This window comes from Apibacter mensalis, from assembly GCF_001418685.1.
Lineage (GTDB): Bacteria > Bacteroidota > Bacteroidia > Flavobacteriales > Weeksellaceae > Apibacter > Apibacter mensalis.
This window is the reverse complement of record NZ_LIVM01000016.1, coordinates 1-21471: the sequence shown is the minus strand read 5'-3', so window position 1 is coordinate 21471 and position 21471 is coordinate 1. Positions and strand designations below refer to the sequence as shown.

33 protein-coding genes and 1 pseudogene are annotated in these 21471 nt (G+C 32.1%); 7 read left to right on the top strand and 27 right to left on the bottom strand.

The window, feature by feature from the left end:
- The 18 genes from ASC36_RS09690 to ASC36_RS09605 form a co-directional block, all read right to left on the bottom strand.
- Positions 1-314 (bottom strand): hypothetical protein (locus ASC36_RS09690; RefSeq protein ID WP_245630766.1); only part of this gene is annotated, 314 nt, incomplete at its 3' end.
- Positions 315-435: 121 nt separating this feature from the next.
- A complete protein-coding gene (locus ASC36_RS09685) occupies positions 436-1296 on the bottom strand; it encodes a hypothetical protein (protein WP_055426302.1) in 861 nt (286 codons plus the stop codon).
- 3 nt (positions 1297-1299) lie between these two features.
- Complete coding sequence (locus ASC36_RS09680; RefSeq protein WP_055426301.1) at positions 1300-1611, bottom strand: LysM peptidoglycan-binding domain-containing protein; 312 nt, start codon at positions 1609-1611, stop codon at positions 1300-1302.
- A complete protein-coding gene (locus ASC36_RS09675; RefSeq protein ID WP_055426300.1) occupies positions 1589-1945 on the bottom strand; it encodes a hypothetical protein in 357 nt (118 codons plus the stop codon). The genes ASC36_RS09680 and ASC36_RS09675 overlap by 23 nt, the downstream gene beginning before the upstream one ends.
- Position 1946: 1 nt before the next feature.
- Complete coding sequence (locus ASC36_RS09670) at positions 1947-2228, bottom strand: hypothetical protein (RefSeq protein WP_055426299.1); 282 nt, start codon at positions 2226-2228, stop codon at positions 1947-1949.
- Positions 2225-2434 carry a hypothetical protein gene (locus tag ASC36_RS09665; protein ID WP_055426298.1) on the bottom strand — a complete coding sequence of 70 codons (210 nt, stop codon included), beginning with the start codon at positions 2432-2434 and terminating at the stop codon, positions 2225-2227. Before ASC36_RS09665 ends, ASC36_RS09670 begins: the two co-directional genes overlap by 4 nt.
- An 8-nt stretch (positions 2435-2442) precedes the next feature.
- The gene (locus tag ASC36_RS09660) at positions 2443-2946 is read right to left on the bottom strand and encodes a hypothetical protein (protein WP_055426297.1); all 504 of its coding nucleotides are present in this window, start codon (positions 2944-2946) and stop codon (positions 2443-2445) included.
- 2 nt (positions 2947-2948) lie between these two features.
- Positions 2949-3920, bottom strand: coding sequence for a hypothetical protein (locus tag ASC36_RS09655; protein WP_055426296.1), 972 nt, complete (start codon positions 3918-3920; stop codon positions 2949-2951).
- A gap of 2 nt (positions 3921-3922) precedes the next feature.
- Positions 3923-4594, bottom strand: coding sequence for a DUF6046 domain-containing protein (locus ASC36_RS09650; RefSeq protein ID WP_055426295.1), 672 nt, complete (start codon positions 4592-4594; stop codon positions 3923-3925).
- 11 nt (positions 4595-4605) lie between these two features.
- The gene (locus ASC36_RS09645; protein WP_055426294.1) at positions 4606-6489 is read right to left on the bottom strand and encodes a tape measure protein; all 1884 of its coding nucleotides are present in this window, start codon (positions 6487-6489) and stop codon (positions 4606-4608) included.
- A 170-nt stretch (positions 6490-6659) separates the two neighbouring features.
- Positions 6660-6956, bottom strand: a complete 297-nt coding sequence (locus tag ASC36_RS09640; protein WP_055426293.1) for a hypothetical protein — start codon at positions 6954-6956, stop codon at positions 6660-6662.
- 25 nt (positions 6957-6981) lie between these two features.
- A complete protein-coding gene (locus ASC36_RS09635) occupies positions 6982-7395 on the bottom strand; it encodes a hypothetical protein (RefSeq protein WP_055426292.1) in 414 nt (137 codons plus the stop codon).
- A 5-nt stretch (positions 7396-7400) separates the two neighbouring features.
- On the bottom strand, positions 7401-8627 hold the full coding sequence (locus ASC36_RS09630) for a DUF2586 domain-containing protein (protein WP_055426291.1): 1227 nt from the start codon (positions 8625-8627) through the stop codon (positions 7401-7403).
- Positions 8628-8629: 2 nt separating this feature from the next.
- A complete protein-coding gene (locus tag ASC36_RS09625; protein WP_055426290.1) occupies positions 8630-8890 on the bottom strand; it encodes a hypothetical protein in 261 nt (86 codons plus the stop codon).
- A 1-nt stretch (position 8891) separates the two neighbouring features.
- The gene (locus ASC36_RS09620; RefSeq protein ID WP_141656256.1) at positions 8892-9416 is read right to left on the bottom strand and encodes a hypothetical protein; all 525 of its coding nucleotides are present in this window, start codon (positions 9414-9416) and stop codon (positions 8892-8894) included.
- Between the two features lie 4 nt (positions 9417-9420).
- A complete protein-coding gene (locus tag ASC36_RS09615) occupies positions 9421-9852 on the bottom strand; it encodes an N-acetylmuramoyl-L-alanine amidase (protein ID WP_055426288.1) in 432 nt (143 codons plus the stop codon).
- 109 nt (positions 9853-9961) lie between these two features.
- The gene (locus tag ASC36_RS09610) at positions 9962-10864 is read right to left on the bottom strand and encodes a hypothetical protein (protein ID WP_245630765.1); all 903 of its coding nucleotides are present in this window, start codon (positions 10862-10864) and stop codon (positions 9962-9964) included.
- Between the two features lie 26 nt (positions 10865-10890).
- Positions 10891-11868 carry an HK97 family phage prohead protease gene (locus ASC36_RS09605; RefSeq protein WP_055426286.1) on the bottom strand — a complete coding sequence of 326 codons (978 nt, stop codon included), beginning with the start codon at positions 11866-11868 and terminating at the stop codon, positions 10891-10893.
- Positions 11869-12038: 170 nt separating this feature from the next.
- Here ASC36_RS09605 and ASC36_RS09600 point away from each other — a divergent pair, with 170 nt between their 5' ends.
- The 5 genes from ASC36_RS09600 (at position 12039) to ASC36_RS09580 (ending at position 17270) form a co-directional block, all read left to right on the top strand.
- Positions 12039-12464 (top strand): terminase gpP N-terminus-related DNA-binding protein, encoded by a 426-nt coding sequence (locus ASC36_RS09600; protein ID WP_055426285.1) that lies wholly within the window; start codon positions 12039-12041, stop codon positions 12462-12464.
- A complete protein-coding gene (locus ASC36_RS09595) occupies positions 12464-13987 on the top strand; it encodes a hypothetical protein (RefSeq protein WP_055426284.1) in 1524 nt (507 codons plus the stop codon). Before ASC36_RS09600 ends, ASC36_RS09595 begins: the two co-directional genes overlap by 1 nt.
- A gap of 3 nt (positions 13988-13990) precedes the next feature.
- Complete coding sequence (locus ASC36_RS09590) at positions 13991-14470, top strand: phage protein Gp36 family protein (RefSeq protein ID WP_055426283.1); 480 nt, start codon at positions 13991-13993, stop codon at positions 14468-14470.
- A gap of 8 nt (positions 14471-14478) precedes the next feature.
- Positions 14479-15726 carry a phage portal protein family protein gene (locus ASC36_RS09585; RefSeq protein WP_055426282.1) on the top strand — a complete coding sequence of 416 codons (1248 nt, stop codon included), beginning with the start codon at positions 14479-14481 and terminating at the stop codon, positions 15724-15726.
- Between the two features lie 137 nt (positions 15727-15863).
- Positions 15864-17270 carry a phage head morphogenesis protein gene (locus tag ASC36_RS09580; RefSeq protein WP_055426281.1) on the top strand — a complete coding sequence of 469 codons (1407 nt, stop codon included), beginning with the start codon at positions 15864-15866 and terminating at the stop codon, positions 17268-17270.
- Here ASC36_RS09580 and ASC36_RS09575 read toward each other — a convergent pair.
- On the bottom strand, positions 17257-17475 hold the full coding sequence (locus ASC36_RS09575) for a hypothetical protein (protein WP_055426280.1): 219 nt from the start codon (positions 17473-17475) through the stop codon (positions 17257-17259). The two genes, ASC36_RS09580 and ASC36_RS09575, sit on opposite strands and share 14 nt — an antisense overlap.
- A 26-nt stretch (positions 17476-17501) precedes the next feature.
- Between ASC36_RS09575 and ASC36_RS09570 the strand changes: the two genes are divergently transcribed.
- Together ASC36_RS09570 and ASC36_RS09565 are read left to right on the top strand one after the other, a co-directional pair.
- A complete protein-coding gene (locus tag ASC36_RS09570; protein WP_055426279.1) occupies positions 17502-18059 on the top strand; it encodes a hypothetical protein in 558 nt (185 codons plus the stop codon).
- The gene (locus ASC36_RS09565) at positions 18056-18511 is read left to right on the top strand and encodes a hypothetical protein (protein ID WP_055426278.1); all 456 of its coding nucleotides are present in this window, start codon (positions 18056-18058) and stop codon (positions 18509-18511) included. The genes ASC36_RS09570 and ASC36_RS09565 overlap by 4 nt, the downstream gene beginning before the upstream one ends.
- Here the strand turns inward: ASC36_RS09565 and ASC36_RS09560 are convergent.
- From ASC36_RS09560 to ASC36_RS10835, 8 genes and pseudogenes are all read right to left on the bottom strand, one after another.
- The gene (locus tag ASC36_RS09560) at positions 18508-18702 is read right to left on the bottom strand and encodes a hypothetical protein (protein ID WP_055426277.1); all 195 of its coding nucleotides are present in this window, start codon (positions 18700-18702) and stop codon (positions 18508-18510) included. The genes ASC36_RS09565 and ASC36_RS09560 overlap by 4 nt on opposite strands.
- A 44-nt stretch (positions 18703-18746) precedes the next feature.
- Positions 18747-19298 carry a hypothetical protein gene (locus ASC36_RS09555; protein WP_055426276.1) on the bottom strand — a complete coding sequence of 184 codons (552 nt, stop codon included), beginning with the start codon at positions 19296-19298 and terminating at the stop codon, positions 18747-18749.
- 83 nt (positions 19299-19381) lie between these two features.
- Positions 19382-19798, bottom strand: a complete 417-nt coding sequence (locus tag ASC36_RS09550) for a hypothetical protein (protein ID WP_055426275.1) — start codon at positions 19796-19798, stop codon at positions 19382-19384.
- A 36-nt stretch (positions 19799-19834) separates the two neighbouring features.
- On the bottom strand, positions 19835-20101 hold the full coding sequence (locus tag ASC36_RS09545; RefSeq protein ID WP_055426274.1) for a hypothetical protein: 267 nt from the start codon (positions 20099-20101) through the stop codon (positions 19835-19837).
- Positions 20098-20406, bottom strand: a complete 309-nt coding sequence (locus tag ASC36_RS09540; protein ID WP_141656255.1) for a hypothetical protein — start codon at positions 20404-20406, stop codon at positions 20098-20100. The genes ASC36_RS09545 and ASC36_RS09540 overlap by 4 nt, the downstream gene beginning before the upstream one ends.
- Positions 20407-20412: 6 nt before the next feature.
- Entirely contained in the window at positions 20413-20835 is a 423-nt protein-coding gene (locus ASC36_RS09535) for a hypothetical protein (protein ID WP_055426272.1), read from the bottom strand.
- 37 nt (positions 20836-20872) lie between these two features.
- On the bottom strand, positions 20873-21205 hold the full coding sequence (locus tag ASC36_RS09530) for a DUF4406 domain-containing protein (protein WP_055426271.1): 333 nt from the start codon (positions 21203-21205) through the stop codon (positions 20873-20875).
- 6 nt (positions 21206-21211) lie between these two features.
- Positions 21212-21471: pseudogene (locus ASC36_RS10835) on the bottom strand (nucleoid-associated protein); the annotation flags it as partial.

Below are 21471 nucleotides of genomic sequence, written 5' to 3'. Positions count from 1 at the left end.
TATCTTTTACTTGCCAATTTGTAATAATCAATAAGCGCTTTCATTTCGTAATTATTTTCGTCCAAAAGCTCTGCAGGTACCAGCACTAAAAAATCAACTCCATTGTCGCCGAAATCCGTACTGCGACGCAAATACATTGTCCCTAAGTACTTCGGTTTTTTTTCTCCTTTTGTGTAAATATATTGTTCTTTATAGCGTTGCGCACCTACTATGATAATTCTTCTTTTTTGGGGATCGAAGCGGTCGTTTAGCGCTTTACGGAGGTAACAAACCTGCCCGTTGTGTTCCAACTTATATATATTATCTGAGCGCATTTGCTGCCAGTTGTAATGCAATATTTCCAATGGTTTTGTCAAAGAAAACAAATAGCTTATAATTCGGGGCTTTCTCAAAAGAGTAGGCAAGAGTAATACGCTTAATTTTTTGATATTTACCTCATACCACATATTTTATATTAATTAGGTTTTGATTGTTTTTTTTTGTTGTAAAATATCCGGATTCCGGTACTACAGACATATAAATCCCGATGGCGCTGCCGTAATCGTTAGTATTCGCATCAATCCACGCAGAGGAAGCGTTGTCAATATTTACATCTTTCACCCCCGAGGTAGCTTGGAGTTTATCCGTTAATTTTGACAGGATTAATTCACCGTTAAAAGGTAACTCCCGTAAAAACTGTTTTATCGAAGTGTCAACAGGGCGTATATCACCATTTAGAGGGGATATGGAATTTCCCGAAGCATCTAATACCAAAGGATCACGTTTTATGGTAATACTTAAATATAATAAATCGGGTAAATAATTTATAATAGTCAATGGCACTCCGGCGTCTTTTATTTCTTCCATATAGGTCATAAAAGCCTCTTTTTGAGGTTCGGTAATAGGGGATAACTCTCCGTTATTTTCTCCTGCTATTTTTATTATCAACCTGCTTTGATTTTCTGCTTCGGTAACCGCAGAGTATTTAACAATTTTACTGGCTTCGATTTCATCATCTGTATGATTTTCATTATTAAATTTATCCGTATCTTCGTGTAAATTAAAACCGTATTGAAAAGCAAGGGCTTTATTTCTGTACCACCGGGCGGTATGAGGTTTAAGCTCGGAAATAGCGGTGCTAACTTCTAATTTGTGTTGATCAAATAATAATTCTAAATTAAAAATAGCATAAGCTATTATATATATAAATAAATTCCAAATTGAAGACTTTGATTTTGAATTTAATACATCTAATTCACTGTATTTAGTTTTTTCGCTTAATATTTGCGCCTTTATATCCGTTAATTTCCTAGCCATATATTAACTATTTTTAAATGCCTTAGGTATAAAATTTACATTGATTATCATTTCTCCAATTCCCAGCTCATCCATTTTATTGATAAATTCGTCAGTTATAGCGGTAGCCGGTAAAAACCCTTTTCCTTGATAATTATCTAAAATTAATTTATTATAATATTTAGTATTAGGAATTATTAACTCCTGACCTGTCATCAGATCATCTGTTAAACTAATATTGTTAGCTAACGCTATTGTAAAGGCTGCCTCTACAGTTCCTTTATATTGGATAGATATATCTAATAATGATTGATTATTGCGTACAGTTATTCTCATTTTTTAGTTGTTTTTCCAATTCTCCAACTCTTCGTTTTAAAGAAATATTTTCTTGCCTCAACATTTTTATTTTATTTTTTAACATAGTTATTTCATCACGTAATAACTTTTCACGACTTTCATACAGGGCTACTACATCTTTATATTTCTGTTCATATCTATTTCCTAGATCATCCAGCATAGTTTTATAATATTCAGATAGCTTGATTTCGTTGTCTATTTCCGCAGATGTTACTTCGGCATTTTGTTTTTTACGACCAAAAAACCATCCGCCAAAACCAGCCGTTAATGCCGTTAAAAATTCGCCTACATATGTTGTAAAAAAGTCTTTCATTTTATATGTAATCTGCTTCGATTATAATATCATTTTTAAAATTTAAGTTTTTAACTTTCATACCATCGATTGAAAACTGCATTTGTGCTTCAAATTCACATCCGCTCATATCCGAATCAAGTATATAATTTTCTATTCCCACTCCCATACTTGGAGATTCTTTAAATTCACCTGGATTAGCAACAAGCATTAAAGCCTGATGTTGTAAGGTTGAATTATCTACAACAAAATCCCCGTTTTCAATTTTTAAATCTCCTTCATTTGTTATTAATATATCTTTCATTCCAATTTACCTTTAAATGTTCCGATTACTGCTCCATTAGGGGAAGATAAACCACCATCGTATTTTATTGTTGCCGTTTTTACGTAATTATCTATTAAGCTGCTTAACCGCTTAGAAAACTCATCTATTGAGTTGCTATCCCTTGTTAACATTTCGGATAACAAACTTTTAATACCTGCTTGTAAACTTTCTTTATCAAGTGCCATATTTAAAACTATTTTAAAAGAGATTTAAACCCTGTTTCAAAATCATTTAATTTTTTTTTAGTTTCCGGTAAAGGGGGGCCACTGGGTCCGGTAGACGTAAATACTCTTAAATCCTTTAATGTATCTGTTAATAATTGAAATAGATCTAGTAAGCTTTGGGAGTTATTTTTAATACAAATTTTGCTGTCGTTACTATCTAACAATAGAACTAAACCATTTTGGTTAATTTCAATTTTGTCTATTTCATCAATTTTTATAACCATCAAATCGGAAAGATCACCGTTTACGCTAATAGCCGCTACCCTTGATCCAATCTTGGGATATATAATTAAATAATTATTAGAACCGCCGTAACTTACCTTTAATCTAACATCTGTAATGATCAAATCAGAATTAATAGACATATTACAAGTTTCTTTTTGTAATTCTGTAACTGTACCAATAATAGGTAAATTAGGGTTTAAACCGGTTAGCTCCTTTAGCAATCGTTTTATTTTTTCTACCTTTTCCATAATTAAATTGACAAGCGTACTCCCGGAGTTATAGTTCTTTTTCCTCCGGAAGAACTAAAGTTAGTTTTTACGCTTACCACGTAATAACTGCTTTGTTTATCCGGGTAATCTTCATCTATAATTAAAGCTGTATAACTTGGTTCAACAAATGGAATCAACCAGCCGTCAAAAGTTCCTTCATAACCGTCAAAAGTTTGCTTAATAAGTTCTGCATGGGCTGTTAATTTTAAAGATGAAATTGACATACCGGAAACTTTTTTAACTATTTTTTCACCTCCTGTTACACCCACTGTTTCCCTTATAACTTTCCCGTTTTTATCGGTAGTTTCAACCGTAACTTCAACTTTTTTATCAATGGCTTTTTTATATTCTAATGAGACATTTTCTATATTACGCTGCATAGAATAAATTACATTTCCTTTCTTTTCAACATAAGGCGGGTGGATATGTAAAACTTTATTTTCAGTATCTAAATAAAAATTTCCTCCCGTTTCTTGTTGTAATTTTTTTAGCACATCAAATGCCATTGCCTGATGAATAACAAACTTTTCATAGTTAATATCGTAGTCACAATTTAATGTGTATTCCGGTATAACCTGTTCAAGAAGTAATTGTGCTATTTTTTTAACTGAGGTTGGTTTTAATTCTACATTTTTTACCGATTTTTTCAACAAGTACATATCATCCTCACAAATAATTTTTATATTATTATCAACTACCGTAATATTTTGTATATACCCTTTAAATTCATTATTTAAATAAGAATCATAACCTAATTTTATTGAAACTTTAGTACCTCTGTATATTTTATCCTCCACATTTAAAACTTTATTTAAAACATACTCCGGTAAAACAATAATTGCGGTGTCTACTAATGTGTCAACTGATTTATTTATTTCGCATTCTGCGATCATCATTAAATCATAAATCCCCGTTTCATTTTCAAATTCTATTTTCCAATCTAAATTATACATTATTATACATCTTTAGATTCTCTTTTTATTAACAATTCGTAAGAATCATCACTAAACGCCTTTATTTCATAAGCTTGTACATTTTCGCCTTTAGTAAAAGGAAAAGTAAATTCTTCTACAACTATATGTTGAATTCCTAATAATTTCAAAGGGTAGCAATCTATTGCAATACCTTGAGGGTCTGTTACAAATTCGTGTAATTTTTTAAATTGTTCTTTTGGATAACACTCTTCAATAGATCCGGTTTCAATTGCACCATATAACGCACCTGTTATAGTTATCTCATAATCATTTTGACTCCAACGTTCCTTTATTGAACCTATCAAATTCTTTTTCTTCGCAACATCTCTTTTTACAATATTATTTTTACCGGAAATTGTTATCATTGGTTCATAAGGCAACAAATACCATTGGTTACCGGTAATTTTTTTTAATTTAACGGGAAAAAATTGTTGATTCTCCGGTATTTGAGTAGGCATAACTTTATAATCAGCATCCCAATCGTAATTTTCGACCGGATCAATTTTTACTTCTTTTTGTAATGGTAAAAAAGGTATAGGAGGTAATACGTGTTTTGACATTTCATTTTGTACCGCCTCAAAACGCGGCAGCTTTTTAGCTATTTTTGAACCTAATAAACTAGCTAGTAATATGTTTTGATTCGTTAATCCCATAATTATTATTTTTATCCACCGGTAGCATTTGCCATTGCTAATAATCGTAGTAATGCATCAGCTGTTTGCTCTGTCATTTGATCTGTACTATCTTTGAAATCTCGACCCTGTATATTTAATACTCCAATTAAATCTTTAAGATGAATGGTTATATAATTAGAACGCTGCCCACCTGTTGCAATTGAGCGATTAGTTTTTGCGCCATTTCCTTTTTTTTCTTTTGTGTTTTTATCTTGCAACCCCATACTTGCCGCACCGGCTACACCTTTAGGCGAACTTATGCCAAGTTTAGAATCTAAATCTTTTTTTACATCACCAAACCCCTTATTATTAATAGTTAAGCTCCCCGCTGCTTTTTTAGTGTATTCCCATGCTTTTTTTCCTGATTCAACTATTTTTTTACTTTCTTCATCTATAGCTTTTTTTCGGGCTTCGGATTGTGCCTTGATTTGTTCTATAGCTTCATTGGCTGAATCTTCTCGCCATAATTTTTTTACCGAATACCAACCGATTTTAATTTTATCTATTCCACTAAGTACAATATTTTCAAATACCAGCCAATTTAATTTTATATATGACAAATACCCGTTCCATAAAGCTTTTACAACTTCAATAGTATTTTCCCAAGCTTTACCCCATCCGTCAACTTTATATATAAGAAGTGTAATTAAGGCTATCAAGGCTATTACTCCCGCGATGATCCAAGTTACTGGATTTGCTAACAAAGCGGCGTTATTTGCCCACCAGGCTTTAGTACATAAATTTGTTGCTAAGGTTAAAGCTGCTGTCCAAGTTGTTTGGGCCATAGTCGCCAGTTTCATAATTCCTAATGCCAGTGTAATTGAGCCTATAATTATTAAAAATGTCATTGCATAAGGATTTACCTCTTTAATTTTGTTTACAAATTTTATAAGTCCATCCACTATACCGTTGATTAAAACATCGGCAAACTCAACACCTTTTATTACAATAGGCTGGATAATATTATACAGGATCAAAAACTTTTCGTTGATATTATCCATGACTTGAGCTAATTTTCCCCCTAAGGTTTGACCCATAGATACCGCCATTTTGTGAAATTGGCCTCCTTCGGCTGCAGCTGAATAAAATGCATCTTTAACCATTTGTGAAGAAATTTTACTTTTCTCCATGTCTTCTTTAAGCTGCCCTATACTTTTACCTGTTTTCTTGCTTATTTCATTGAGCGGGTTAAATCCCGCGTTTATCATTTGTAATAAGTCCTGGCCGGTAAGTTTACCGGTGCTGGACATTTGAGAGAAGGCCAATGTAAGAGAGGTCATTTTATTAGAATCGCCCATTGCTATATCTCCTATGGCTTTTAAATTAGGCATAATAGATTCAGAGTCAATCCCAAAACCCAGCATGGTTTTAGCATTGTTGGCAATGCCCATTTTATCATAAGGGGTTTTAGTTCCATAATCTGTTATTTCTGCAATTAATTGTTTAGCCGCTTCTTTAGATTTTAATGATACTTCAAATGAAGTATTAGTTAAATCTTGCTGAATACCTAAACGAATGGCGTTACCGGCCGCTGCTCCGGCTAATATTAAAGGATTAGTAAGTAAATTAGCAAACGGTATCTGTGATAAAGCACTTGAAAACCAACTACTACCCGCTGTTTTACCTTTATTATCTGTTTTTTGAATTTCAAGCCCTAAATCCTTTACTTTTGTTATTGTTTTATCTACAGATTGAACCGCAGCAGGATTTACAATATTTCTGTTTCCGGCACCTATTTTCTGATAAAGCCCCAAAGTCTCGTTTTGTAACTTTTTTACTTTTGATACAGCAGAATCTACCCCCATACCTATTTTTTGCAAAGTTTGAGAGCCATGATCTTCAATAGCTATTATGTAATCTACTTTATCAGACATTATTTATTTAAGGTTACTATTTTCTTCTTTTCTTATGTAATCCAGTTCTTGAATTCTTGCTGCCCATTCTTCATCTGTTAAATTATCAGGGTCAATATGAAGATAATATCTAAGCATGGCATGACTTATCCGAATCCATTCAGTGTTTTTATTAACAATCTCTGCAGCGGTTAAAGCTTTTCCAATTCGGCCTGTTTAACTTCGATTAGCTCGTTTATTTTTGCCGAAACTCCTAAAAAATATGAATCTTCCGTTTTAATCTCTTCATCTCCTCCTAACCAACAATTTAAAAGTATTACTTCATTAAATTTCATAGGATTGTTAGTACTGGCTGCAGTTGCGGCTGCTAATATTTTACGATCCGGTTTTTTTAAGTAAGCAACTTTATCTTCAACAGTAATTTTAAAAATATCTTTGTATTTAGATTTCCATAAATTGATTTGATCTTGTGATATTTGAGTATTCATATTATAATTATTTTTTTATTTTATTTTAAACTTGTTTTTTTACATCTAAGGCTACAAACGGTAGGGTAATTTCCATAAATTTATCTCCCTGTTTGTACCCTTTTGTGTCTTCTGTAAAACGTAAACCGACAATACGGTCGAATAACAACACATCCCCATTCGTAGGGTTTCCATAAGACCCTAATAAGTCTAAACAGAGATTTAATATATCTTTGTTTTTGGATGAGGCCACTAATGCCTCGTATTCAGACTGAAGTAAAGTTATTTCACCTTCAACCGTAATGTTACCCGATTGAATAGCTTTAGCATTTCTACCTTTAGCGTAAACCCCTTCACGTTCTATTTTTCGGGTATATTTTACCCCCCTGATACCGGTTAAGTCTCTACCTCCTAAAATCGCTGTAAAGTCTGCCCATTCGTATTCTCTACTATCAAACATTTTAATTATGATTTTTTATTAATATTAAAACCTAATAATACATCTATAAATCGGTTATATCCATGTGGACGAACTCTGACGACTACTTTTAAACGTGAAGTAGAAGTTATATTTTGAGATGGATCAATATAAACTTTTACGCCATTATCTCCGTTTTCTGAGGATCTTGATAATTCCCCGTAAACTGTCATCTGAGATGTTATAGCGCTTTCTAAATCTCCCTCCATGTTTTTAGCATAAATAGGGTTAATCGTCCCGTCCATTTCTAAATCAACATCATCTAAAAGATAACTTACTAACGTTTGATAAGTAATACGGTATGCTTTATCGATGACCCGTCTGTTTGTCAAATAATGGTAATCATCATTTATAGCACTTGCAGTTGGATCATCAGTAAAATAATATCCTGATTTACCTACATGTGTTCTAAATGATATAAAACCTTTATCATGTAAGCTTTCAACATCAAAAGTTTCAACAGGCTCATCTAATATATAAGCATATAAATTACTCAATGCTCCGTCACGTACTTTACCTATATTCTGATGAACTTGATTTTTTGCCAATCTTCCGGCTATAATACCTATTGCCGATCCTTTAGATGCGGGGGTATTATTTCTTTTTTCTGTATCTCCAAGTAATACAGCCACTCTATTAAAATTATAAGTTGTCAGATCCGGTAGATCAATTACATTACCCGTAAATCCATAACCTTCTAGTAATATAAAAAAGGGAGCATATTTATTAGCCGTGTAGTTATCTGCTAAAATTTGAGCTTTAGAAGCAGTAAGTATAACATCTGTATCGATTCCGTCGGCAATAATAGGGGTATAGCTTGTTTCCGGAGAACATTTGGTAAAAATACCGGATAATTTACCATTTGCAGCATTAAGTAACTTTTCAACATCTGTTTTTCCGGTATTTGGATTGATAGTAAACCAATCAGAAGTTTTAGAATTTTTAGGCATTCCCATAAACCACATTTCCCTACCTTCTCCACTTTCTTGATAAAACTCAGACAATGTTTTATACAAGTCGTAATTTGCAATGGTTGGCAATATTCCTAATTGTGATACTTGTTTCATGGATTTAACCATATAAACCTTATTTAACTCAAAAGATCCGGTAACAGCTTCTGCATGGGCAACTAAACCAAATACACCATCATTATTAGCAGCTACCGCTCCTAATACCCCGTTATCAAAATTTATGGTAATTTTTGGTAAACTCATTATTATTTGGTTTTTTTATCTATGTTAGTAGGTTTAGCTTGTACATTTACTTTTATAGATTCATCTACAGAATTTTTATCGGTTTCTAAAGCTTTTTCTTCTTTAACTTTAATGTTTTCAAATTCTCGGCAAATTGGTTGAACTAATTTATTATCTAAACTTTTTGCGTGGTTTTTCGCGTCCGATTCTGAAAAAAAAGAATTTCCATCATTAGTTTTGTAATACACATTTATTTTTGGGTATTTTTCAAATATTTTATCCATTTTATTTTAATTTTTTTAATCCTAATCCCATAAGGTATACTAAACATGCACTTATAAATAGTGTAATTATAATTTGACCTACCCATAAAGAAAGGGTTTGCCATTTAGTTAATTTTTTTTGAATTTCTTTATATTCTGTTTTGGTAACCGTTACGGTTTCTTGTTTATGTTTTTCTTTCCATGTAGCAAAGAGTTTTTGTACCTTTGCTTCACAATCAACAGTTAGTATATTATCCTTAAATTGGATTTTAGGAGGTTGTAAATTAGATTTACCCGGATCTGACTTTATTATTTCTTTTATTACTGCTTTTCCATTCTGACATTCCATTAATGCCTGTAACATACTTGAGTCCGGATGGGTTTGAAAAACAGTATCCCGTACGATTTCTTTTACAGTTACTATTTTTTCTGTGGATTGGGGGGGCGTAAAAACCTTCCTACTCCCGCCACATGCTATGAATAGGAAGGAAAAAAGTAATGAATAAAAAGCGACTATGCTAAATGTTTTGAGTTTGAATAGCTTCATGATTTTAAATATTATTGTATTCGTTTTTTGCATCAAAACTTGGACAGGTAGTATTTGCAGAAGCAAAATCCCTGTGTCCGAGAATTTGTGCAGATGGATATAATTTTCTTAATTCTTTTAGTAACTTAATAAGGCTTTCCTTTTGTTTGACAGTTCTAGTATCTTTAGCTTTTAAATTTTTATCTGCTCCTCCTATGTAACAAATCCCTATAGAATTTTTATTGTGTCCTCTTACTTGTGCAGGTATTTTGTCTACATCTCTTCCTATTTCAACAGTACCGTCTAAATCAATCACATAATTATAGCCTATTTCGGACCATCCCCTTTCTTTATGCCAACGGTCTATGTCCTTAGCTTTATCGTTTCTTCCCTCTGGAGTGTCGGCGCTATGAACTACTAAGTATTTAATAATCCTTTTAGCTTTTTTTAGATTCATATTTTATATATTTTTAATAAATACTGCCTGTCGGTGATTTCATCCATGAATTACGTTTTAACTTTAAGATTAACATTGACCGACAAACAGTAGGTTGTTATCTGTTTTTTTAGATAATTGCTCCTAAATACTGTTTATGTACTGGTGTTACAATAAAATAATGACGGTAATTCAGCTCATTTGCTTGACTTCTGGGGTTAAGTTCTGATGGTAAATAATACTGTTTAGTTATACCGGTTTTTTTACCTATGTTTGGAGCATAAAACATAACGGAAGCTTTACGGTCATTGGCTGTAGCTACTGCCCCAAAAGGTTTTTTTGTTTTAGTTGTTATATCATATAATGGATTATTGATATAAGAGTATATTTGAAACCCGGCAATTATAGGGGCAGGTTTTCCTGCGTTATAGTCTATTAAAAGATTTCCAAAGTTTTTCCTGTCCATCAACAAATCGTTCCAGTGATCAGAGGTTAGAATTAATCTTCTGTCTTCTTGTGGAGTATCTACATTATCTAACTCCCTTCTGGCAGATACTAAATCATCATAAATAAGCGTAGGTCTGCCATTAGGGTCCGGATCGCCGGTTGCTATTAATACCGGGGTTTCTGCTTTACCCTGATCAGGGGCTAAAGAATGAACCCCTTTCTGTATCTTTCGGGAGGTGATATTACGCATATGCCCACGAGTAGTTACATCTATTCTATCATAAGAAGCTCCCACTACGGCATCATCAGGTACTGAGGTTACTTCTGTTTGATATTTATCTAATGCTACTACAACTCCATCATCGGTATATTCTACTACAGCCAAAGGATAGGTAGTGTTATTTATTAAGACTTGGGGATCTATATTTGCCAAAGGAATATGGATAAGATTTTTCTCTCCGGCAGTCCCCGCACCCATTATTGTTATGGGGGAGTCAAACTCTTCTATTCCCTCAAAAAAAGGTGCTTTATCGGCACTTGTGATCTGTTCTCTCACTCTTTTTTCCCAAACTTCGGGGAAATTCATATAAGCCATCGTATATATTTTTTAGATTATTTAAATAGTTTTTGATACTCTTGTGGATTATTATTTTTAAAATCCAATTGAGCGGCTAAATCCAATTTTTGAAAATCATCTAATGTTTTCACTTCAACAGCTCCACTTCCTTGCGAAACTATTTGTCCGGCTAGATCAACTTTACGAGGTATAGAAGCTAATGTGGATTTAGCCAATTCAAAGTTTTGCGCTGCCAAATCTATAAAGGATTGCCGCTTTGTTGCCTCAATCTTACCTTCTTTTATAGCTTTATCTACCATTTCAGCAGACAATTTTATTTGTTCTTCTTTTTCTTTTTGTTCTATTGCATTTACTTTAGCTTTCTCCGCTTCATAATTTGCCTTTAATTGCAATATTGCTTCACTTAGTTTATCTGCTGATATATCGCCCTGATCCACATTTAATCCTAATGCAATCATGGCCGATGTGGTTAATTTTATCATATTTTTATTTTTTAATTTAATTTGTGTAGGTTTGTTTGATAGCATAAGTTGTATTTCTGAAGTTTCCATTATTTTTTCAACTCCTTCAGAAACAGCATATAATTTAAGAGCATTGGCATTGTTGGGTAAGGCTACAATTGAGGCCTCCATAGCTTCACATTTTACAAGTGCATACGTAGAATCCGGTTGAATTTGGAAATTATCAGGACTGAGAGGGTTTAATCCTAAAGATACCCCTTTTAAAAAACCTCGCTCAACTTTTCCGGCAATTTTTGCAGCATACTCATCCGCTAAGTCAAATTCTGCCTCCGCTGTTAATAAATGCCCCTCTATCTGTATATTTTTCCAACGACCTATAACCGTACTTGTATTATTAGTATGCATATCCAATATTACCGGGTTAGCTTTCAATCTATTAAGATCTATTCCTGAGTTCAGAACTCGAAATCCTAATTGATTTATTTTAGTTTCATCATTGAGGCTAAACTTCATGTTCTGATTTACCTTAGTATCTTCATTATATACATCCATATTCTACATTTTGTATGAGCAAAGTTGTATTATAATAGTTTAAAAATAAAGGAAGTTGTGCAAGAGTTGCACACTATTGTGCAGCTCCTGCACACATCTGTGCAGCTCTTGCACACTTTTACCGGTTCTTTAGCTTTTAACAACCATTTTTGTTGATAAAATTCAATTGAATGGGATTAAATAAATCACAGGAACGGGAGTATGCAAGGATGCTTTTTACACAAATGGGCTTTTCCCAAAAAGAGATTGCTGCGAAAGTCGGGGTAACAGAAAAAACCATCGGAAAATGGAAAACAGAAGAAAATTGGGAACAATTAAAAACCGTACTTACTACCACCCGCTCTAATATTGTTAAGAACCTGCAAAGACAAATGGAACTTTGGCAGTTACAAATAGGTGATAATCTGGCCACTTCTAAAGAAGTGGATATACTGGTGAAACTGGCGGCTTCTATAAAATCATTAGAAACAGAAACCGGAATCAGTGAAACGGTAGATACCGGAATGAAGTTTATTAGTTTCCTGCAACTCCATAATTTGGAACTAGCCAAACAGGTAACCCATTGGTTTGATTTATTCATTAAATCCAAGATATAATGGCTAAGAAGATAACTGACAGGCAATACTTAACGCAATGGGAAACTTTTAGGCTCAATATATCCCGTTCTACCCCCGTTGATTGGCAGGAGTCCGTTATAGAAAAAGAAAAAAGAATCAAAGAACTTGAAGCAAATTCCGAAAAATGGTTTAAATATTATTTCCCAAATTTTTATACTTCCGAACCTGCAAAATTTCAAATGTTAGCTACAGAAAGGGTTTTAGCTAATGCTGAATGGTATGAAGTTAGGAGCTGGGCGCGTGAATTAGCAAAGTCCTCCCGTACCATGATGGAAATACTTTATTTGACACTAATAGGTAAAAAGAAAAATGTTATACTTGTATCCAATACCTTTGATAATGCTTGTAGATTACTTTTACCTTATAAATCTATATTAGAAAATAATAACCGTATAATTTTTGATTATGGTAAACAAGAAAGTATAGGAAAATGGGAAGCCGGAGAATTTACAACCAAAAAAGGGGTTAGTTTTCGGGCACTAGGAGCCGGACAAAGCCCCAGAGGTACAAGAAACGATAGTTTTAGACCAGATGTTATTCTTATAGATGATATAGATACTGACGAAGAATGCAGAAATAAGGAACGCATTACTCAAAAAATAAAATGGATTGAAGAGGCTTTAATACCAACCCGTTCTATTTCTAATCCTTTATTACTCATTGTTTGTGGTAACATTATAGCCAAATACTGCTGTGTAGTTGGAATGGGTGAAAAGGCTGATAAATGGGATATAGTAAATATTAGAAATAAAAAAGGTAAATCTACCTGGCCGGAGAAAAACACTGAAAAAGATATTGACAGAGCGCTAACCCTAATTTCTTATAATTCAGGCCAAAAAGAGTATTTTAACAATCCAGTAGATGAAGGTACTACTTTTAAATCTATTACTTATGGTAAATGTCCTCCTTTAAAAAGTTGTGAAAAAATTATAATTTATGCAGACCCTGCTACATCCAACAAGGACAAAGGAAAATCAAGCACTAAAGGAGTGGGTGTCATTGGATATAAAAAATTTCAATTTTTCCTATATAAAATATTTTTAGATAATAGCACTAACGCCACTTTTGTAGAGTGGTTATATGAGGCTTACAGATATTGTAAGGCTGAAAATGTAGATACTTTCCGTGTATATATAGAAAATAACAGTTTACAAGATCCATTTTACGAGCAGGTTATAATTCCTTTAATTAACAAACTTTCAAAAGATTACAGTTTTAGACTCCCAATTATTCCCGATAAACGACGTAAACCTGATAAATTTTACCGTATAGAAGGAACTTTAGAGCCTTTAAATCGTTTAGGATGTCTAATATTTAATGAAAATGAAAAAGAAAATCCTAACATGATAAGGATGAAGGAACAAATGATAAATGTTTCACCAACATGTAAAGAAATGGACGGTCCGGATTTATTGGAAGGCGGGGTTTGGCTACTTCAAAATAGAATAGTAAAAGCTGAAACCTCATATGCTGTAGGTAGCACAAATAATAGAAAATATTAAACTATGTTTTTACAAAAAGAAGATTTAAAAAATAATATTTACACCTATCAGGTTGAGCAAATAACTGAAGGTGATGATGCTATTGTATTACAGGCATTAGATACAGCAGAACAAGAGGCAAAATCTTATTTAACACTAAATAATAAAAAAGAGGCAGCTGATGGCCGTTTAAAATATGATGTAGATAAAATATTTTCGGCTAAAGGTAAAGAGCGAAATCCTTTAATTGTTTCTATAACACTAACTATCGCAAAATGGTGGATTGTTGATTTATGCAATGTAGATATTATTTATGAACAGGCAAAAGATCGCTATGATAGAGCGGTAGCATGGTTAAAAGATATAGCTAAAGGCAATGCTAATTTAAATACTCTACCATTAATAAAAGATGAAAATCAAGCGATTGATGATACCCCTGACGAAGAGCTTAAAGACACGTGGCCATGGATATATGGCTCTCGTAAAAAATTTAACCATGAATAAATAAAGATATGAATTTCATTAAAAAAATTGTACATAAAGCGTTAAATCTGCCAACAAACGAAGAATTAATAAAATTGGCAACTCGTAAACTTTCTTTAAATAATCGTCAGGATATAGCAGCACAAATAATAGAAAAATCCACATTTTCTGTACGTTCAGACATTAGAGATTGGTCAAAAGCAAAAGATTTAGCTAAATCAGTTGAATTTCCTAGCCGTTGGAGGTTATATAATTTGCTGGACAAAATAGCAGAAGATGAAAAAATAATCGCGGAAAGTCAAAAAAGAAAACTCCCGAGCCTTTCGGCAAATTTTCTATTTAAAAATTCAAATGGAGAAATTAATTTAGAATTAACCGCCTATTTACAAAATGTACAATGGTTAAATGATATTATTGAAAATATTATAGATTCTCGTTTTTATGGACATCGCTTGATACAACTTAATGAAAAAGATGGTAAAAGAGTTGTTGAACTTATACCCTCACAAAATGTAATACCCAACAAGGGAATTATATATCCTGATTACACTGATAACACTAAAGTTATAAAATATAAAGATTTAAGGGAATATGGCACCTATATAATTGAATTTGGAAAACCAAATAATTTTGGATTGTATAACTCTGCCGTACCTATTATTCTGTTTAAACAATTCGCAAGGTCGTGTTGGTCAGAACTTTGCGAAATATACGGAATCCCTCCACGTGTAATGAAAACAGATACGCAAGATCCAACAGCATTGGCAAAGGCTAAAAAGATGATGAAAGAATTTGGAGCGGCAGCCTGGTTTATTATTGATAGTACTGAGGAATTTGAATTTGCAAAAGGGGCAGATACTAACGGTGATGTATATAATAACCTTATAGCCAATTGCGACAATGCAGCAGCTTTATTAATCAACGGTGCTATTACAGGAGCTGACACAAAAAACGGAAGTTATGGTAAGGAAAAAATCGGAGCAGATATATCTCAAGAATTAATTATAGCGGATCAGTCGTATGTTGAACAGCAGATGAAAAGTGTTGTTATTCCTGCTTTAATATCGATAGGTTGGTTGCCGGAAGGTGTAAGTTTTGAATATGAGAAAAATTCAGACTTAGAAAGTTTATGGACAAAGGTAAGAGAGTCTATGCAGTATTATGAATTTGATGAAAAATGGATAAATGAAAACTTCGGATTAAAAATAATCGGCAAAAGACAAACAGGATTATCTCTAGGGGCAAATTTTAATTCTACTGACAGTTTTTTCGTTTAAGGGCTGACAGACTGAACCTTGTCAGCCCTATTCAATACTTTAATGGATTACATAAAAGAATTAGTGATTTATATAATTGCAATTGTACTGATTGTAAAAAAGAAAGAGAACTTATTCGATTATCCGGTACAACCAATATGCCGGAATTTAAAGGGGTTTTAAATGCTTTTAAAAAAGCGTTTAAACACTTATATACTAAGGGAAGTTATCAACCGGAAGATATAAAAACAATTCCTTATCAAAACCTAACTAATGAAATCTATAAAGTTCTGGATTTAGCTATTAAGGAAAATGATATACCACCGGTGATGTTATCTAAACTGAAAAAAGATATTTTTATTTTTTCAGGACTTAAAACACATGCTGAATTATTAGAGGCATCAAAGATGTTGTTAGATGTTAACGGACATATTAAGTCTTTTCATGCTTTCGCTAAAGACATAGAAAAGATTATGGATAATTATAATAATAACTACTTATATGCTGAATATCAATTTGCTATTACTAGTTCACAAATGGCAGCTAAATGGGCTGAATTAGATGACACAGAGCGTTATAACCTTCAATATCGTACTGCTGGTGATAATAAGGTAAGAAAAGAGCATAAGGAATTAAACAAAATTACTTTACCAAAATCCGATCCTTTCTGGGTTGAGTATTATCCTCCTAATGCTTGGAACTGTCGATGCGTTGCCGTAGAAGTTCTGGTAGACAAATATTCTGTTTCCGATTCTGAAAAAGCTTTAAATTTAGGAAAAAAGGCAACCACACAAATAAATAAGGATGGTAAAAACAAGCTTAAATTATTTCGTTTTAACCCCGGAATACAATTTAAAGTTTTTCCGCCAAATCACCCCTATACAAAAGTAGAAGGAGCAAATGAAGTAAAAAAAATTTTAGAAGAGAACATTAAATATATTCCCGACAGTTTAAATGAATATGAAAAAACGCTTAATATAACTATTGATAAAACGATATTTAATAAATTAAATAGGGAAACCCCGTTATATTTCAAAAATCCAAAAGAACATGCGAATGCTGGATCTGGAGCTTATTATAGTCCATCTTATAATTTTGTTAAAATCCCAATAGATGAAAGAAGAAAAAAAAGTAAATGGTATTCAACAGCTGTTATTTACCATGAGTACGGACATGCAATTGATAATCATCATGATTTAACAAGTAACATTTTGATAAGAAATTTAATGGATAAATATATTACCTCGTTTTCAAAAAATAAAAATCAAGAATTTAAGACGATAGACCAAAGGCTTAAAAATTTTTTACACTATTATTTAAGAAGAAAGAATTATGATATGTTAGAGAAAATAGGAGCTTGTTTAGATACTTTAATGGCATTAAATAGCAATTTTGGAGCAGGACATACAAAAGAATATTTTGTTTTAGAGGGAAAAAAAGAAGCCGAATTTATAGCTCATATTTTTGAAAATAAATATGCCGGAAATGAAGTATTTAAAAAGGTAATGCCTGAGCTATATGAAGAAACTATCAATATTTTAGATAAGATTTTTAAGCTAAAGTAAGTGAATCTAACGAAAATTCGTCTAAAAATTCAACAGGTATGCTGTCTTTAATACGTATTCTCTTTTTTAATTTTTCAGATTCTTTCAACAACGGTAAAAGTTGTTCACCTAATTGCATGAACAAAGTTATAATAAATTGAGCATACTCGTCATCCGGACTACCTGAGTAATCTCTCAATAAATAATATTTATCTAAAATATCCATAATATACAAATGTACTAAAATTTATCATGAAAACACTAAATCAAATAATTACCAATATTATAAACGATGTAAAAGTAGAAGTAACAGAGGAATTTGACCGAAATTTTGAAAGAAAGGCTTTTTTTGATAAGAAATGGACCGCTAATAAATTGCAGAATTTTAAAGGCTCTATGATGTCCAGAACCAATAATTTAAGACGTGGGAATCGTTCTCAAATAATAAACAATTCAATTCATTTCAGTAATTCTCTACCTTATGCTTACATTCAGAATAACGGAGGTAAAGTTAAGGTTACAGCTAAAATGAAAAAATTCTTTTGGAAAATGTATTATCAATCAGTTAATCAACTTAAATACAAAAAAGATAGAAAGTCTTTAAGTCAAAGCAAAACAAATTTAAGATTATCAATAGAAGCCGAACAGTGGAAAGCTTTGGCTTTAATGAAAATAGGTAAGATAATTACTATTCCTGAACGTAAGTTTATAGGAGATCATCCTCAAATACATACAATTATTAAAAAAAGTATAGATCGTAATATGGAAGATATGAAAAATTATATATTAACTAAACTTAAAAAATCATGATTACTATTTTAAAATCTATTCAGAAAAGAATTAACGAAATAAAAGAAATTGCTTATGTGGATGAAGACTGGGGCCAACTGGATTATTATGATACTCGCCCTCCGGTACAATGGCCATGCGCTTTAATTACTCTCAATGATGGATCTTTCAGTAATATAGGTAGAGATAAAAACAAAACGCCATCAAACAGACAACAGGGGATAATAACTTTGGATATAACTGTTGCAAATTTGAAACTTACAAATACTAGCTTTAAATCATCCTCTTTTCAAAAAGATCAGGGCTGGGATATTTGGAATTTGATTGAAAAAATTCACGAAAAACTCCACGGTTGGAAACCAGATCATAAAGCTTCAGGCAGTTTAATCAGAGCTTCATGTAAATCTATTAGGAGGAATGACGCAATACAAGAAATTCATATCATTTATACCCTTGTTTTAAATAATATTTAAACGGATAATGAAGAATCAGGGGTATAAATTACATTATATAAGGTTCTACGACTAATAAAAAATTTAGGATAAATAAATTCACGGTGTATTTGAGCTAAAGGCATACCATTATTACGCTTTATCTGTAAATGATATTCTTCTTTTATTGCTTTGTAACGAAGTTTTGTATTTCTTTGAGAAATAGAAGGCATATAACAAAATTACTCAAATTGAAGTAATTATACAAAAATTTATATTACCATGATTTTAATTCCCAAATAGGAGAATCTGAATTATAATTTTTAAATGTATATTCTGTATCATTAATTTTAATTATTCTGTCTGAGTCATAGTTATGTCCCTCTGTTAATTTTATTGCATCTGCAGCTGGTTTAAATACTAACTTCCAAATTGGAAATAAATCTAAGAATTTAGCCTCTATCTTATCAAAAAAATAAAACTCTTCACCTTTAATCTCTAATGATGGGTTTGCTCCTTTAACATATTTAACAAAAATCACATCTATACATTGTTCACAACTCCTATCTATATATTTTTCTTTACCTTCTGTTTCTGCAGGAATATATCTTAATATGTAATGAGATTTTAACAATGTATTCCTAACTTGTAGAAATTTATATTTAGTTTTGGAAGTATTAGCTATGCTATCGGAAAACTTTTTAGCCGCGTCTTTATCTAATTCCCTTAAAGAATTTATGTAGTTAATTTGAGATTGATTTAATTCAGCGGATTGTGAATACAAAAAAGTAGATAAACAGCAACAAATAATAAATAGTAATTTTTTCATATTAATAATATTTCAACAAATATAAACATTTGGATAAAAAAAACGCTCAATTAGAGCGTTTAATATTTATGTTATCTAAAGGTTTATAACCAATACCGTTGATTTAAATATGTTGAAGCGTAGGGATAGGCGGTCCCATCAGAGGTTTTTTGTTCAATTAGTGTATCAATGTACGTTATTGCTTGTATCCGTTCAACATCTTTCATCTTTTCCCATACTCGTTGAGCCATCAGCTTTTTTCCATCTTTACGTGGGTAGGCTTTATAAAAAACTTCAAAGGTAGTGTCATTTAATAGTCGAGTGAGGATAAGACTGGGATTATTATTCCAAAGCTCGACAGAATCTTCCTGTATCCTTATTTTCTTTGCCAACTGGGCTCGAGTATCTGAATTAATATTGCAATCTTTTGAAAATTCAAACTTCCAGATAATACCATCCTTATATTCCATAAATAAAGACCCGGTAAATTTTTCACTTGTTATTAAATATTTAGAGGTCATTTTATCATTTTTTAGTTATTAGTTATAATATTATATTTAATTGATTTTATCTATTTTTATTTGTCCATTTTCTTCAAAATACCTATATTCAGGCCTTAGCCATCCGGATAGTCTTATCTCTACACAGGTTTTTGTTAGTAATTCCTGTAACTTCGGAGAATCAAATTCTCGCGCAGGCAACCCATGTGCCTGTCGTGCTCTTTCTTTGTGAATTAAAATTCTTTCTTCAATGGTAATTATCCTGTGTTGGGTATCAAAAGCTAAAATATTTAATAATTGTTCGTCAGTAAATACCATTTTCATATTTTTTTATCTAATTCGTTAGCCACTTTTAAACAAACATTACTCTCGTATTGATAATAAGATAAAAACAATTCTGCACCCCTTAAAAATCTTTCTAAAGCATAAGCCTCATAATATTTAAAATTGAGTTTAAATTTTTCTGTTTTCCCCCTTTTATCAATTTCCTTTTTATATAGTTTTATATAAATTTCTTTACTGATAGCCATTACAGCCTTAAACTCTTTATTAAAGCATTTGAAATCTGCCTGCTCAAAAACAAATACCAGCGCTTTTAATTCGCTGTGTGTGATTTCTATACTCACCATTTCCATTTACTTGTATTTCTTTATTAACATATTCTGCAATGCAGGAATTATTTTACAACTTAGTTCTTTTTCTGTCATATCCTTAAGCCTTTTTCTTACAGGACACCGGTTGCTATTTATCCAGCCTCCTAATTTGTTTAAATCGACATATCCGTTATCCTGTGTCCAACCCAACTGGTGGCATAAGGAAAGTATGGTACGATGCCGGCTGTTTTGCGTGTCAAACCGAGCATAAGAAGTATTATCCCGTACTTTACCCGTATTGAGGTATACAATAAGTTCGTAAGCTTCCCATTCTGCCAGTTCCTTGGTGCTTTTAATTTCCCTGTTGAAAAAATCAGATAAAAAAGCAAGCCGCTCCTCACGGCATTGAAACCTTTTTGAAGCAGCTGCTTGAATTCTAATAACTTGTTTTTTTGTAGCTAACATTTGATTTAATAGGTTTTAAATATTATTTAATTATAGTTTAATTAATTTTTAAGATCGTGTTTTTACAACTTTCTTCACCTGTAAACTCCAGGCCTAACTCTGAGGCTATATGAGCCTCCAGTTTAGCTCCTCTGCTCTGGTGCCAGTTAGGTAGTAAATAAATTGCATAGCAAGAGGTTAATTCTCTAATACATATTTTCATAGCATCCTCCCAGCTGTTATTAGAGGGCACTATTTCTAAAGGGTTTATTACCTCATATCCTTGACCGATGAGGTCTTTTTCTATTTTTTTAAATTCGGTAAAAGCTTCACGATAATTTAATCCGGTAACTTTTCCAGCTATGTATACCTTTTTTGTATTTGTTCCCATATTTTTTTAAATCTCTGAATTATAATATACTTTGTAATAAAACATTTTCTTTTCTTGATCATATCCTTGTTCTAGATAATCCTCAGAAGCCTCAGGTCTATTAATATCTAATTTAATCTGAATATGTGTATCTAACTTTATGTCTGTTTTAATTTTTCGTTTTTCTCTTGCCAGAGCGCTTGAGGAAACATCAAATATTTCTGAAAATTGAATACCTGCATTTTCTGAATAATCTTTTTTATATGTTTTAAATTCATTTACTACAT